Annotated in this window: 14 protein-coding genes; 7 read left to right on the plus strand and 7 right to left on the minus strand. The window is 72.3% G+C overall.

Features of this window, described 5'->3' with window-relative positions; translation table 11 throughout:
* The first annotated feature begins 58 nt into the window (after positions 1-58).
* Positions 59-592 (plus strand): GNAT family N-acetyltransferase, encoded by a 534-nt coding sequence (locus tag ACLQ23_RS25985; RefSeq protein WP_425881224.1) that lies wholly within the window; start codon positions 59-61, stop codon positions 590-592.
* Between the two features lie 13 nt (positions 593-605).
* Here the strand turns inward: ACLQ23_RS25985 and ACLQ23_RS25990 are convergent, their stop codons facing one another.
* On the minus strand, positions 606-1,094 hold the full coding sequence (locus tag ACLQ23_RS25990) for an FBP domain-containing protein (protein ID WP_425881225.1): 489 nt from the start codon (positions 1,092-1,094) through the stop codon (positions 606-608).
* Between the two features lie 75 nt (positions 1,095-1,169).
* Between ACLQ23_RS25990 and ACLQ23_RS25995 the strand changes: the two genes are divergently transcribed.
* Positions 1,170-1,748 carry a TetR/AcrR family transcriptional regulator gene (locus ACLQ23_RS25995; protein WP_425735873.1) on the plus strand — a complete coding sequence of 193 codons (579 nt, stop codon included), beginning with the start codon at positions 1,170-1,172 and terminating at the stop codon, positions 1,746-1,748.
* Positions 1,749-1,757: 9 nt separating this feature from the next.
* Positions 1,758-2,345, plus strand: coding sequence for a DUF1684 domain-containing protein (locus tag ACLQ23_RS26000; protein WP_425881226.1), 588 nt, complete (start codon positions 1,758-1,760; stop codon positions 2,343-2,345).
* A gap of 47 nt (positions 2,346-2,392) precedes the next feature.
* Here the strand turns inward: ACLQ23_RS26000 and ACLQ23_RS26005 are convergent, their stop codons facing one another.
* Positions 2,393-2,977, minus strand: a complete 585-nt coding sequence (locus tag ACLQ23_RS26005; protein ID WP_425735875.1) for a general stress protein — start codon at positions 2,975-2,977, stop codon at positions 2,393-2,395.
* 120 nt (positions 2,978-3,097) lie between these two features.
* Here ACLQ23_RS26005 and ACLQ23_RS26010 point away from each other — a divergent pair, with 120 nt between their 5' ends.
* Positions 3,098-4,921 carry a glycoside hydrolase family 15 protein gene (locus ACLQ23_RS26010; protein ID WP_425881227.1) on the plus strand — a complete coding sequence of 608 codons (1,824 nt, stop codon included), beginning with the start codon at positions 3,098-3,100 and terminating at the stop codon, positions 4,919-4,921.
* A 46-nt stretch (positions 4,922-4,967) separates the two neighbouring features.
* Entirely contained in the window at positions 4,968-5,471 is a 504-nt protein-coding gene (locus ACLQ23_RS26015; RefSeq protein ID WP_355595660.1) for a metallophosphoesterase family protein, read from the plus strand.
* A gap of 11 nt (positions 5,472-5,482) precedes the next feature.
* On the opposite strand, the gene ACLQ23_RS26020 is transcribed toward ACLQ23_RS26015, so the two are convergent.
* Positions 5,483-5,698: a DUF3072 domain-containing protein gene (locus ACLQ23_RS26020; protein WP_334549942.1), complete on the minus strand. Its 216-nt coding sequence runs from the start codon at positions 5,696-5,698 to the stop codon at positions 5,483-5,485.
* A gap of 83 nt (positions 5,699-5,781) precedes the next feature.
* Between ACLQ23_RS26020 and ACLQ23_RS26025 the strand changes: the two genes are divergently transcribed.
* The gene (locus ACLQ23_RS26025; protein WP_355595658.1) at positions 5,782-6,738 is read left to right on the plus strand and encodes an NAD(P)/FAD-dependent oxidoreductase; all 957 of its coding nucleotides are present in this window, start codon (positions 5,782-5,784) and stop codon (positions 6,736-6,738) included.
* Positions 6,739-6,753: 15 nt separating this feature from the next.
* Here ACLQ23_RS26025 and ACLQ23_RS26030 read toward each other — a convergent pair whose 3' ends face one another.
* The 3 genes from ACLQ23_RS26030 to ACLQ23_RS26040 all read right to left on the minus strand — a co-directional run bounded on the left by ACLQ23_RS26030 (position 6,754) and on the right by ACLQ23_RS26040 (position 11,021).
* Positions 6,754-8,046 (minus strand): cation:proton antiporter, encoded by a 1,293-nt coding sequence (locus ACLQ23_RS26030; RefSeq protein WP_355595656.1) that lies wholly within the window; start codon positions 8,044-8,046, stop codon positions 6,754-6,756.
* A 108-nt stretch (positions 8,047-8,154) separates the two neighbouring features.
* Positions 8,155-8,832 carry an HAD family hydrolase gene (locus tag ACLQ23_RS26035; RefSeq protein WP_355595654.1) on the minus strand — a complete coding sequence of 226 codons (678 nt, stop codon included), beginning with the start codon at positions 8,830-8,832 and terminating at the stop codon, positions 8,155-8,157.
* 50 nt (positions 8,833-8,882) lie between these two features.
* On the minus strand, positions 8,883-11,021 hold the full coding sequence (locus ACLQ23_RS26040; RefSeq protein WP_355595652.1) for an ATP-binding SpoIIE family protein phosphatase: 2,139 nt from the start codon (positions 11,019-11,021) through the stop codon (positions 8,883-8,885).
* Between the two features lie 198 nt (positions 11,022-11,219).
* Here ACLQ23_RS26040 and ACLQ23_RS26045 point away from each other — a divergent pair, with 198 nt between their 5' ends.
* Positions 11,220-12,083 carry a mechanosensitive ion channel family protein gene (locus tag ACLQ23_RS26045; protein ID WP_355595650.1) on the plus strand — a complete coding sequence of 288 codons (864 nt, stop codon included), beginning with the start codon at positions 11,220-11,222 and terminating at the stop codon, positions 12,081-12,083.
* A 75-nt stretch (positions 12,084-12,158) separates the two neighbouring features.
* Here the strand turns inward: ACLQ23_RS26045 and ACLQ23_RS26050 are convergent, their stop codons facing one another.
* Entirely contained in the window at positions 12,159-12,512 is a 354-nt protein-coding gene (locus ACLQ23_RS26050) for a DUF6401 family natural product biosynthesis protein (RefSeq protein ID WP_355595648.1), read from the minus strand.
* Positions 12,513-12,537: the final 25 nt, after the last annotated feature.

Below are 12,537 nucleotides of genomic sequence, written 5' to 3' on the forward strand. Positions count from 1 at the left end.
GAAGCCTGCGGAAAAGGGGGCGGCGCGGCTGACGCGGGGTGTGCCAGACTCCCGCCTCGTGGAACACGTGGAACTCGCCGCCGCCGACCTGCTGCTGCGCCCCTGGTCGGACGAGGACGCCCCGGTGGTGCGCGACGCTCTGAACGACAGGGCCATCGCCCAGTGGAACCCGCAGGGTGGCGGCCCGATCGACGACAGGGCCGCCCTGCTCTGGGTCCGGCGGCGGGCCGACTGGTCGGCCGGCGACCACGCTTCCCTGGCGGTGACCGCCGCGAACGGCGGTGAGCTGCTGGGCTCGGTCTCGCTGCACCACATCCGCCACGGCGACGCCTCCATCGGCTACTGGACGGTGCCGGCGGCGCGGGGCCGTGGCGTGGCGGTGCGTGCCGTCGGCCGGCTCACCGAGTGGGCGTTCGCCGACCTCCGGCTGCATCGGGTGGAGTTGTGCCACGCGGTAGCCAACCCGGCCTCCTGCCGGGTCGCCGACCGGGCCGGCTACCTCGCGGAGGGAACGCTTCGCGAGTCGTACCGGTACGGCGACGGCCGCCGCCACGACGAGCACCTGCACGCCCGCCTGGCGACCGACCGTTAGGCGGCGTCCGGCGTCACTCGGTCACCCGGCGCAGGAACGCCGCGAGGTGCCCAGTGGTGCGTTCGATCTTCTCGTCCAGGGTGATGGTCTCGTCGATGCGCCGACCGGCGTCCTTCTTGCCTCGCAGATACAGCGAGCAGCCCAGGTCGGAGCAGATGTACGCGCCCACCGAGTTGCCCTGCCGGCCGCCCGGCCCGGCCTTGCGGGCGGACATCAGCGCGACGCCGTCGCTGGTGTGCGTGGTCAGGCACAGCGAGCACATGCTCCGTCGTGCGCGCCCGGTCTGCTGCGCCGCGACCCGCAGCGCCACACCGACGAGCCCGCCGTCGGTCTCGGCCACCAGGTAGGCCCGCTGCGTCGCGGCAGGGTCCCGCCAGCCGAGGAAGTCCAGGTCGGCCCACGGTCGCAAATCAAGATCATTGGGTATGGCCAGCCGCTTCGCCTCGCCCTGCGTGCAGTTGACGAAGGACGCGCGGATGGCGGGCTCGGAAATGGCTAACATAGGTTGTAGCCTAGCTCTCCTAGGCAAACGATTAACAAGGTTAGTTTTGGAGGCTGCCGCGTGGCACGTGCAGGGATGACCGCCGAGCGCCTGACGCTTGCCGCCGCCGACCTGGCCGACGAGGTGGGCATGCCCAACGTCACCCTCGCGGCGCTGGCCCGGCACTTCGGCGTCAAGGACGCGAGCCTCTACTTCCACATCAGGAACGCGCAGGAACTGCGGGTCAGGGTTGCGCTGCTGGCGCTCGCGGAGCTTGCCGACCGGGTCGCCGACGCGCTCGCCGGCCGCGCCGGCAAGGACGCGCTCGTGGCCTTCGCCAACGCGTACCGGGCCTACGCCACACAGCACCCCGGTCGGTACGCCGCAATGCAGATCGACCTCGATCCGGAAACCGCCGCCGCGAGCGCCGGCGTCCGGCACGCCGAGATGACCCGGGCGATCCTGCGCGGCTACCAGCTCACCGAGCCGGACCAGACCGACGCCGTACGGATGATGCACAGCACCTTTCACGGGTTCGTGAGCCTGGAGCGGACCGGCGGGTTCCGCCACACGCCCCGCAGCGCGGACGACTCCTGGGCGCGCACCCTCGACGCCCTGCACGCCGTCCTGAGCAACTGGCCGGCGCGCTCCGACGCCTCGACGCCCACCGCCTAGGCTCGTGGGGTGCGGGATCTGGAGTTAACCGACTGGCGCGAGCGCGTGGCCCGGCTGTACCTGTCCGACGTCGACCTCGCCGGCTTCCGCGCCGGCCGCGACGACCTCTTCGCCACCCACCCGCAGAGCCCGATCCCGGAGACCGACCGGCCCGGCTTCACAGGGCTGCGCTACTTCCCGCCCAACCCCGAGGCGGTGGTCGAGGCGCCGCTGCGGCCCGCCACCGGCGAGCTGCACGTCGACACGGGCGGCCCGGACGGGGTCGTAGCGTACCGGCGGATCGCGGTGGCCGAGACGCCGTGGGGACCGCTGACGCTGTGGTGGATCGAGGCGTACGGAGGTGGGCTGTTCGTGCCCGTGCGCGACGGCACCTGCGGGCAGGACACCTACGGCGGGGGCCGGTACCTCACCGATACGGTGAAGGGCACCTTCGGTCGGGGCGTCGAGCTGCTGCCCGGCGACCGGGTCCGGCTGGACGCCAACTTCCTCTACAACCCGAGCTGCGCCTACGACGACCGTTGGGCCTGCCCGTTGGCGCCGCCGGAGAACCGCCTCGACGTGCCGCTGCGCGCCGGCGAACTCGCGTACCACGACTGACCGGCCGCCCCGGCGTGCTGCCGGGACGGCCGGTCGACGGCCGTGGATCAGTGAGAGTGCGCCGGCTGGGGCATCTGTAGCCGGGACAGCACCTGCCGGGCCTGGTCGGCGAGCTGCGCGTCGACGATCACCGCGTACTGGCCGGCTCGTAGTGAGCTTGCCGAGGTGAAGTCCCGCTGCCCGCCGGTCATTGCGTGCGCGACAGCGCCGAAGACGGCGCCCCAGATCGCACCGATGACCAGGCCGACAAGGATCACCGCAATCCAGTTACCGACGGTGAAGATGCCGAACAGCAGGCCGATGAAGAGCCCGAACCAGGCGCCGGTGCCGGCGCCGAGCAGGGCGGCGCGACCGGTGGTCATCCGGCCGAGCACCGTCTCCACGAGCGTGAGGTTGGTGCCGACGATGGCGCTGTGCTCCACCGGGAAGCGGTTGTCGGCCAGATGGTCGACAACCCGCTGCGCGGCTGGATAGTCCGGATACGAGCCGATCGTCACGGTGGGCGGGCCGCTCTCCGGCCCGTGCCCATCACCGGCCGGTGCGGACAGTCGTCCTCCCGGACCGGCCGGAAGCAGATTGCCGTTCTGTGTGCCGGGCCGCCATGCGGCGGTCGGCCCCGAAGCTGAGGTCATGAGCATCCTCCCTCGTCAGCGAGGCGAGTTCCCGCAAGCGTCGAGCGGTAACGCCATCCGGTCCCGGCGATGCCGGCCCGGGGTGGGGCATGCGCCAGACCACGGCGGGTAGGTAGCCGGGTGTGGAGCGGACAGATCAGCGACCACGGCTTCCTCGCCGACGGCCGCAGCGCGGCGCTGGTCGACCGCTCGGGCTCGGTGAACTGGTGGTGCCCGGGCCGCTATGACGCGCCGTCGGTGTTCGCGCGGCTGCTGGACGACGACGCCGGGCACTGGTCGATCCGGCCGGTGGCCGACTTCACCGTCGAACGCCGCTACCTCGACGACAGCCTGGTGCTGCGGACCGTCTTCCGCACCGACCAGGGGGAGGTGGCCCTTACCGACGCGCTCGCCCTGGAACCCGGCGCGCGGGGGCACGACCTCGGCCTGCACTCGCCGCAGGTGCTGGTCCGCAGCGTGCGGGGCCTCACCGGCGAGGTGCCGATGCGGATGCACTACCGGCCCTGCTTCGAGTACGGGCGGACCGCGGCGTACCTGGTCGAGCGCAACGGCGCTCTGGAGGCCGTCGCCGGAGCCAGCCGGCTCACGCTGCGCGGCAGCGTGCGGTTGAGCTGCGGTGCCGGCGACGCCACCGCGACGTTCACCGCCCGCGTGGGCACGATCCACAACTTCTCCCTCGGGTACGCCCCGACGTACGACTCCCCGCCGCCGGACGTTCCGAACGCCGACCAGACGATCGCCGACACCGTCGAAGGATGGCGCTCCTGGGTGCGTGAGCACGACTACCAGGGCCCGTACGCCGCGCAGGTACGGCGCAGCGCGCTCGTGGTGCAGGGCATGACGTACCGGCCGGGCGGGGCGGTGGTGGCCTCGGCGACCACCTCACTGCCGGAGAAGATCGGCGGGGACCGCAACTACGACTACCGCTACGTCTGGGTACGCGACTTCAGCCTCACCTTGCGCGCGCTGTGGCGGTCGGCGTGCTTCGACGAGGTGCAGCGGCAGTTCGCGTGGCTGAGCCGGGCGATGGGCCGGGTCGACGACCAGCCGGTGCCCATCATGTACGGGGTGCAGGGGGAGCGGGACCTCACCGAGCATCGCCTGGAACAGCTCGGCGGCTACCGCGACAGCACCCCGGTGATGATCGGCAACGACGCGTGGCGGCAGCGGCAGAACGACATCTTCGGTGAGGCGCTGGATGCCGCCTGGCTGATGCGCGACAGGCTGGAGCCGTTCGACCCGGAGATCCGCCACCTGCTCCGGCTCCTCGCCAACGAGGCCATGCGGGACTGGCGGCTGCCGGACGCGGGCATGTGGGAGGAGCGTGGGATCGAGCACCACCACGTGTCGTCGAAGGTGCAGTGCTGGGTCGCACTGGACCGGGCGGTCCGCTTCGGCGACCGGCTGGGCTCACCGCAGGAGGTGGCCCGCTGGGCGGCCACCCGCGACGAGGTGCGCGCCGCCGTGCTGGCGCGGGGCTGGAACGAGCAGCTCGGGGCGTACACAGGGGTTTTCGATTCCGACGAGCTCGACGCGTCGGTGCTGGTGATGCCGCTCGTGGGGTTCCTGCCGGCGGACGACCCGCGGATGCGGTCGACGGTCCGTGCAGTGCAGCGGCAGCTGTCGCACGACGGCCTGCTGCGGCGCTGGGACGGCGACCCGGCGGGGTTCGTCATCTGCTCGTTCTGGCTGGTGGGGTGTCTGGCGCTCGCCGGTGAGCGGGATCGGGCGCATCAGCTGTTCGGTGCGTTGGCCGCCCGGGTCAACGACCTGGGCCTGTTCGCCGAGCAGATAGACCCGCTGACCGGGGAGCAGCTCGGCAACTTCCCCCAGGCGTTCTCGCACATCGGGCTGATCAATGCCGCAGGCATCCTCACCGACATGGAACACGACTCGGCGCTGCGCGGCTCGCCGCCGCCGCACTTCACGCCGGTGCGGTCCTGAGTGATCCCGGCTCGCCGGGCCGCCCCCGACGCGGGAGAATGCCGGGATGCGGTTGGTGCTCACGGCGGACACCCATCTGCCCAAGCGTGCCCGGGACCTGCCCGCGCAGCTCTGGACCGCCATCGAGGCGGCCGACGTGGTCGTGCACGCCGGCGACTGGGTCGACGAGTCGCTGCTCGACGCGATGACCGCGCGATCGCGGCGCCTCGTCGGGGTCTACGGCAACAACGACGGCCCGGCGCTGCGCGCCCGACTGCCGGAGGTGGCCCGGGTCGACCTCGACGGGCTGCGGATCGCCGTGGTGCACGAAACCGGCCCCCGGACCGGCCGCGAACAGCGGTGCGCGGCACGCTTTCCCGACACCGACCTGCTGGTCTTCGGGCACTCCCACATCCCGTGGGACACCGTGGCCCCGGGCGGGCTGCGTTTGCTCAACCCCGGCTCACCCACCGACCGCCGCGCCCAGCCGCACGCCACGTACCTCACCGCCGAGATCCGTGACGCGCGGCTGGCAGCTGTCGAGCTGCACCGACTGCCCGCCCGCCGCTGAGCCCACCGGCCCTACTGGCCCCGACCCGTCTCGGCCTGGAGTTCGTCGATCCGCTTGGAAGCCTCCGCCTTGGTGAGGTCGTCCGGTAGCGTCGCGTCCGCCTCCCGGGCGAGCGTCGCCAGGTACGACTCCTGGGCGGCCGTGGGCGGCTCGTCACCGGTGACCCACTCGTCCGGGTCCTTGATCGCGCCGCGCGGGTCGGCCTGTTCGTTGCTGCGGTCCGTCATCTCATCCCACCTTTCTTCGAACAGGTGTGCCAGTGCCCCGATCGGTCCCGCTTCATGCCGCCCCGGACGCCTACGATCGGCCGGTGAGTGTGGACCGGGGTGCGGTGGTGGTCGGTGCGGGCATCGCGGGGGTGGCCTGCGCGGCGGAGTTGGTCCGGGCCGGCGTGCCGGTGCGGGTCCGCGAGCGGGGGCACGTCTGCGGCGGCCGGATGGCAAGCAAACGCTTCGCGGGGCGACCCGCCGACATCGGCGCCGCGTACTTCACAGTGAGCGACAGCGACTTCGCCGCGGTGGTCGACACGTGGCGCGCCGCAGGCCTGGTCCGGGAGTGGACCGACACCTTCCAGTCGTACGACACGAACGGCCGCCACGAGGTGCCCGGCCCGATGCGCTACGCCGCGCCGCGCGGACTGCGGTCGCTCGTCGAACACCTGGCCGCGCCACTGCCGGTGACCGTCGACCGGCTGGTGCTCAGCGTGGGACCCGGGCCGACCGTCGACGGCGAGCGGGTCGGCGCGGTCGCCCTGGCCATGCCCGGCCCGCAGGCCGCCCTGCTGCTCGACCCCGCACTGGCCGATGCCACAGCTGTCGTACAGGCACAGACCTGGTCGCCGTCGTTGGCCGCCGTGCTGCGGTTCCGGTCCCGGCACTGGGCCGCCTTCCAGGGCGCGTTCGTCAACGACCACCCGGTGCTCAGCCTCGTCTGCGACGACGGCGACCGGCGGGGTGACGACGCGCCGGTCCTTGTCGCGCACACGGTGCCGGAGTTCGCCGCCCGACACCTCGCCCAGCCAACCGCGGCCGGCCCGGCGATCGCACAGGCCGTGCGGGACCTGCTCGGCCTGCACGAGGAGGCGGCAGACGTGCACGTGCACCGCTGGACGTACGCGAAGCCGGCCGGCGACGCCACCGGCGACACCTGCCACCTCGACGCCGACGGCATAGGTCTGGCCGGCGACGCGTTCGGCAAGCCCCGGGTGCAGAGCGCCTGGCGGTCCGGCCGCGACCTCGGTCGCGCCCTGGCGGCCCGGCTCGGCTGACCGGCCGCCCCGGGCTCAGGCGTGGCCCGCGCCGACGGGCCGGGCGTCGCCGCTGCGTTCGGACGGGTCCGCGGTGCGCTCGCCCTTGCGGTCCAACAACTGCATGACCGGGGTCGCCGCGATCCCGTGCACCACCACGGAGACCAGCACCACCAGCCCGACAGTGGCCCACAGCAGCTCCGCCTGCGGAAAGTCCGCCTGCGTGGTGGCGTACGCGAGGTAGTAGAACGAGCCCACCCCGCGGATGCCGAACAGCGAGATCACCCAGTGCTCGGCCGGCCGGCCCGGCGCGCCGCGCAGCGACAACCAGCCGATGACCGGCCGGATCAGGAAGACCAGCAGCAGCCCGACGGTCGCCGCCTGCCAGGTCAGCGGGGCGAGCAGGCCAGTCACGATCGCGCCGCCCAGCAGCAGCAACAGCACAAGTGTCAGCAACCGTTCGATCTGCTCGGCGAAGTCGTGCAGCACCGCATGGAACTCGTGGGTCCGCTCGGCGGCCCGGATCGCCCGAGCGGCCACGAACACCGCCAGGAAGCCGTACCCGCCGGCCACCTCCACAACCCCGTACGCCAGGAACGTGGCGGCCAGCGCCAGGAAGCCCTCGGCGTGCCGGGCCAGCCGCAACTCGCTGGGCGCCCGGAAGAACAGCTTGCCCAGCAGCCAGCCGATCAACAGCCCGCCGCCGACCCCTACGCCCACCTTCCAGAGCACGTCGACGGCGAACCAGTGAGCCACCCACTCGCGCGGGGCGAGGCTCGTCGAGGCGATGGCGATGGCCGCGTACACGAAGGGGAACGCCAACCCGTCGTTCAGACCGGCCTCCGAGGTCAACGCGAAACGGACCTCGTCCTCGGAGTCCTCCACATCGGTCGGCTCGCCGACCTGCACGTCGGCGGCGAGCACCGGATCGGTGGGTGCCAGCGCGGCGGCCAGCAGCAGCGCCGCGGCCGGCACCAGGCCCGCCCACCACCACCCCAGCAGCGCCACCGCCGCGATGCACAGCGGCATCGCGATGGCCAGCAACCGCCAGGTCGACGACCAGCGCGCCCAACTCAACGGACGGTCGATCTTCAGGCCGGCGCCCATCAGGGCGACGATCACCCCGATCTCGGTCAGGTGGGTGGCCAGATCCGGATGGGCAAGAGGGTCCGGCGCCGGCAGGTTGATCGGCAGCAGGAACACCACCATGCCCAGGGCGAGGAACGCTATCGGCATGGACAGGGGGCGGCGCTCCAGCACCCGGGGCAGGACGCCCGCCAGCAGAGTTCCCAGACCCACGAGCGCGAACTCGACGTCAACCGGGTCCACGGCAGCACCACCTTCTCGGCGCACCCGCGTGATGCGGGCAGGTGGCGCAGACCTTGCCCCGAACGATAGACAGCTATGCCTGCGCGGAGGCCCGATCCGAAGAGAGCCTCATCTCGGCCGGGTCAGCGGAGAGTCTGCCAACTCGGCAAGCAGCGCGGCGGGGTCGTCGTACACGGCAACAGCGCCCGCGCCCGCCAGCTCACCCCGGCTGGTGCCGCCGCAGGTCAACCCCACGCAGGGGATGTCCAACTTGCCGGCCGCCGCGACGTCCCACACCGAGTCGCCGACGAAGACCACCCGCTCGGCGGCCAACCCGGACTGCTCCAGGGCCGCCACCAGGATGTCCGGTGCCGGTTTGCTCTGCTGCGCGTCCGCCGACGAGGTCACGGTGTCGATCACGTCGTCGGCGTTCAGCGCCCGCCGCAGCGCACCCACCTCGTGCTCCGCCGCGGAGGTCGCGAGCACCACCCGTAGCCCTCGCTCGGCGCAGGCGCGCAGCAGGTCCGCCGCCCGCGGCAGCGGCATGAGCCGTTCCCAGTACTCGCCGTACAGGGTGTCGTGCGCGTCGCGCAGCTTCGGGTCCTCGTCGCGGTCCCGCTCCGGGCCGAGCAGGTGGTCGAGAAGCTTGTCGGCGCCCATCCCGATCGCCCGGTGGACGGTCGCCATCGGCACCGGCTGGTCGGCCTGCCGCAGCGCCTCCCACCAGCTCACGGTGTGCAGGTACGTGGTGTCGACAAGGGTTCCGTCGACGTCGAAGAGGACTCCGGTGGGGCGTTCGGTGGCCATGGGGGCGCTCCTACCCGTTCGTGGCCTGCTGAACCGTACGGCTCGGGCCGTCAGTGCTGTTCGGTGGGCGGGACGAGGATCTCGAACCAGACAGTGTTACCGCGCACCGAAGGGTCGGTGCCCCAGGCGTCGCTGAGCTCCTCGATCAGGCCCAGGCCACGCCCGCGACTGCTCAACGTGTCGGTGCGTGCCCGGGTCACGGTGCCCCGGGTGCCGGAGTCGGCGACCGAGACCAGCAACCGCTCCGGACTGAGGTCGATCTCGACGCGGGCGGCGGTGCCGGCGTGCAGCAACGCGTTCGTGGTCAGCTCGCTCGTGCACAACACCGCAGCGCCGATCACCGACTCGGCGACCTGCCACTCGGTCAGCTGGCCGGTCATCCAGTGCCGGACCCGGCTCGGCGCGGTCGGCTCCGCAGGCACCTCCATCGCCGCCGAACGGCTCGGCTTGAGCGCGTGCTCGACCGCCAGCACTGCCACGTCGTCCTCCGTACCGCCGGGCACCGAGGCGGTGGCCACAGCGCAGAGCGCGCGGGGATCGCTGCTGCCGGCCTTGGCCACGGCATCGCCGAGAGCGTCCAGCCCTGCCGTGAGGCTCTGTCGGCGACGCTCCACCACACCGTCGCTGAACAGCAGCAGCGTGTCGCCGGGTGGAAACGCGACTGTCGTCGTCGTCGGTCGCCCGCCCAGCCCCAGTGGGGGACCGGCCGGCACGTCCACGTACTCGGCGTACGACCGCCCGTCGGGGGTGGACCGACGGATCAGCGGAGCGGGATGACCGGCGCTGGCGAGGGTCAGCTCCCGCCGCTGCGCGTCGATGACGCCGAACACCACTGTGACGAACAGTTCGTGTGTGCCGGCCTCCGCGCCGAGGCTCGTCACCAGCCGGTCCAGCCCGGCCAGCACCGCGTCCGGAGCCGGGTCGGACAGGGCCAGCGCCCGCAGTGCCGCCCGTACCTGACCCATCCGCGCCGCGGCCTGGACGTCGTGCCCGGCGACGTCGCCGAGCACCACCCCGAGGGCGCCGGTGGGCAGGAGGAAGGCGTCGTAGAAGTCGCCGCCGGCCGCGTTGCCGTCCACGCCCGGGTCGTAGCGGGCCGCGACCCGCAGCCGGGGTAGGTCCGGGAGGTTCTCCGGCAGCATGCTGCGTTGCAGCAGCTGGGCGGTGCCGTGCTGGGTCTCGAACCGGCGTGCCCGCTCGGCCGCCTGGCCGATCAACTCCGCCGAGGCGGCAAGCAGCGCCCGTTCGGCGGCCGACCAGGCGTGCGGCGCCTGGTAGCCGACAGTCAACCCGCCCTGGACCACCGAGGTGCCCAGCGGCAGGACGGCCAGCGACCGTACCTTCTGGTCATGGCGGTCCGCGGCCGTCTCGCGCAACGGCTGCCCGTCGCCGGTGAACGACGGCTCGCCGGAGCGGACGGCCTGCGCCACAGTGCCGGACCAGTCCGCCGACGCCCGCCGCCACAGCGGTGGCAACCGCTCGTCTACCTCGTCCAGCAGTTCGCCGCGTACCCGGCGGACCATCCGCCAACCGCCGCCGCCCTCGTCGACAACGAACGAGACCCGGTCGGCGTCGAACGTGGTGATCGTGTAGCGCAGGGCGACCCGGGCCACGTCGTCGAGGGTGAGGGTGCCGGCGAGCGCCGCCGCAACCTGGCTGAGGCTCTGCAACTGCTCGGCCACGTGGGTGGTCTCGGCGGCGATGGTCAGGACGCCGATGATCCGGCCGGAGCCGTCGCGGACTGCCGAGTGGCTCCTTGTGAAGACCATCTGCTCGGCCACGCCGGAGTGGCCACGGGCCACGAGCGCCGTGGACTCCTTCTCCAGGAACGACACGCCCTGCCGGTAGACGCGCTCGGCCATCTCACCGAAGCCGGGCAGCGTCCAGATCTCGGCGTGCACCTCGCCGGCGGGACGGCCCAGGGCGGACGGGTGGCGGAAACCAAGCAACTCGGCGTAGCCGTCGTTGTAGAGCAGGACGAGGTCGTCGCCGTACGCCAGCGCCATCGGCATCGGCGAGGCGAGGATCAGCTCGACCACGGCCCGCAGCGCCGGGTCCCAGCTGTCACGAGGGCCGAGCGCAGTGGCTGCCCAGTCGTGGGCGAGCACGGCAGCGGTCGCGCCGGGCCCGGTGGCGGCGCCCGGGGCCGGGGTTGCTGGCGTGGGGACTCGCCCGACCGTTCCTGGCATGTTCGCAGCCTAGCCGCCCGCCGGAAAGCCGCATCCGATCATGGCCGCGGGTCGCCATCGGGCCTGCGGCGATGCCTGTTAGGGCAGGTCAGGGCCACTGTTTATCGACTTGTCGGAAAAATGGCAGCGAGCCGCGCGGAGTGTCGCACCGGTGGCCGGGTATGCGCCCGGCGCAGTCCATGCGACAGGAGGGACATCATGCTGAAAACCCTCGCGGTTCGGCAGGCCGACATCGGTGATGCCATCGCCGACACCTGGAGATCGGTGCTGCTCTTCATCCCGAAGGCAGTGGCTTTCATCGTCATCCTCGTGGTCGGCTGGCTGATCGCCAGAGCGGTCCTCAAGATCGTGGACACGGTGCTGGAACGATTGCGCTTCGACGAAGCGGTCGAACGCGGAGGCATCAAACGGGCACTGGAGAGAACGAAGTACGACGCCAGCGACATCCTGGCAAGGTTGGCGTACTACGCCGTCCTGCTGTTCACCCTGCAGTTCGCCTTCGGCGTCTGGGGGCCCAACGCGATCAGTGACCTGATCAGTGGCGTCGTGGCCTGGCTGCCACGGGCGTTCGTCGCGATCATCGTGGTGGTGGTGGCGGCTGCGATCGCCAACGCCGTCCGGGATCTGGTCACCGGGGCGCTGGGCGGTCTCTCGTACGGCAAGGTGCTTGCCGACCTGACGGCGATCTTCATCATCGCGCTCGGCGTGATCGCCGCGCTGAACCAGGTGGGTATCGCCACGACGGTCACCACTCCGGTGCTGATCGCGGTGCTCGCCACAGTGGCCGGCATCCTGATCGTCGGTGTCGGTGGCGGTCTGGTGAAGCCCATGCAGAACCGCTGGGACGGCTGGCTGCACCGGGCAGCCGAGGAAGCCCGGGCGGTGCAGGAGAACCGGCGGGCCAACGCGGCCGGGCGCGGCGACATGGAGCGGCAGATGGCCGACCGTGGCGGCGACCGTACGCAGAACATGCCCCGGGTCGACGAGCAGTCGACGATGTCCGGCGGGCGCGGCACGTACCAGTCCGGTGCGGCCGACGAAACCCAGCAGTATCGCCCGTAGCGGGGCGAACCAGTACGGCTTGGCAGGTGGAGGGTGTCCGCGTTGTGGCGCGGGCACCCTCTCGCGCGTACGCCCTCAGGCGCCCGGCAGCGAGCGGGCCAGTGCACACACCGCGACCAGCCGGGCGAGCGGCCACTCCGGCTCGCTCCAGTCCACCGGGCCGCTCGGCGGCACCCACCCGTGCTCCAACGCCGCTGCGCGGACCCCCTCGGCGTAGCCGGCGAGCGCTGCGGCCGTCAGCGGCCGGCGGTCCCCGTCGAGGCTGTCCCGGACGGCGGCCGCGTGCTGGTCCACCAGGGCGAGCAGTCCCGGCTGCGCGCCGGCGGCGGCGAGCCCGGCGGTGCCCACGGACACGGTGAGGGCGGCCAGGGTGGACCGCGCCGAGTCGACAGCGGTACGGGAAGCGACCCGGTTGAACGTCACACGCATGGTGACCGAGGCTAACCGATCGGTG

The organism is Micromonospora sp. DT41, assembly GCF_049841715.1.
Lineage (GTDB): Bacteria > Actinomycetota > Actinomycetes > Mycobacteriales > Micromonosporaceae > Micromonospora > Micromonospora profundi.